Here is a 1287-nt window from a genome sequence, read left to right on the forward strand (position 1 = left end):
AATTGGCTCTCCACCTAAAATCTCATTGTTTCTGGTGACATAACGTGAAAGAGTGATAATCGTCATGGAATTAGGTCTCTTAGGGAAATCGCTAATTCTATTTTAGTCAGGGACAGACATGACTTGATCATGGCATCTAGTCGCTAGAGGCATCGTCGGCTAGATGTTTTTTCGGCAACTTAACCTAAGACTGGCTCTAATAGTTTGACTAGAGAAAAAAGAGGTGCGTTACATTTCATTAACGCACCCTACTGGACTGTTTCAGCTAATTTGGTGTATTAGAAAAATGCTATGAATTCTATAATCTAAGACTTTAAGCCGAAATCTATTGCCCTATTTTAGCTGAAACAATCCACTACCAGAGCGGCGTACTGCTACGCAGTGCCTTCGGCATCGCACTGACACAAACCGAAGAACCATAAAGATTAGATTGAACATTTCTGGGATTTCTCTCCAACGGCAAAGTTAGCCTGCTTTTGGGGCAGGGATTAGCGCAAAGGTGGTGTTATACTCAGACAAAGTGCAGAAAGTCAAAATCCGTAACTTTCTTGAATCCATGCTGACAACTACTCAATTTGCGCCCCTGCTAAAGCAATTGTCTTACTCCGATAAGCTCTTATTACTTAACTTTCTTGTAGCCGAGTTGCTCAAGGATTCTGGTATTGTACCGATGTCTATTGAAGATGATCTCCCTAGACAAGGTTTACATGACTCTTTTGAGGCTGCCGCCATTCTTGCTCAAGCATTAAAAGAGAAACAAGAATTGACTCATGGCTAATAAGGTAAGATTTGCTTTCACTGAGGTAGATTCTAGTCTTGGGGCATTAAGTGCGCTTCCTTATTTACCTATAATGTCGGCTTGAAGGAACCCTCGGTTTCACCTCGGAGATGAAAAGTTCCGCCAGCATAGAACAGCGAAGCACGACTAAGAATAACTCTAATCTATAGTTGCCAATTTAACTTTAGTATGCTAGAGTAGTTTGCGTGGTAGGTCGATAACGCAAAATGTTTGTTTTAGAGTACAAGCTTAGAGGAAAACCATCTCAATATCAAGCCATTGATGAGGCTATTCGGACAGTCCAGTTTGTTCGGAATAAATGTCTTAGATATTGGGCAGACAATAAAGGTGTAGGACAAAAAGATATTTATCGATACACAACTCAATTAAGAGATGAATATCCTTTTGTCAAAGACCTTAACTCTACAGCTTGTCAACAGGCTTGCGAACGGACTTGGACTGCTATTCTTAGGTTCTATAACAATTGCCAGAACCAAATCGCTGGTAAA

1 protein-coding gene and 1 pseudogene are annotated in these 1287 nt (G+C 40.6%); both read left to right on the forward strand.

Annotated elements, in window-relative coordinates; all coding sequences use genetic code 11:
• The first annotated feature begins 556 nt into the window (after nt 1–556).
• On the forward strand, nt 557–778 hold the full coding sequence (locus PX481_RS25530) for a hypothetical protein (protein WP_002755098.1): 222 nt from the start codon (nt 557–559) through the stop codon (nt 776–778).
• Nucleotides 779–1005: 227 nt separating this feature from the next.
• Nucleotides 1006–1287 (forward strand): annotated as a pseudogene (locus PX481_RS25535) (RNA-guided endonuclease TnpB family protein); the annotation flags it as partial.

This window comes from Microcystis sp. M53603_WE2 (assembly GCF_030065435.1).

Coding starts and splice junctions, on each gene's coding strand:
- PX481_RS25530 (WP_002755098.1), top strand. CDS start 557: ATGCTGACAACTACTCAATTTGCGCCCCTGCTAAAGCAATTGTCTTAC.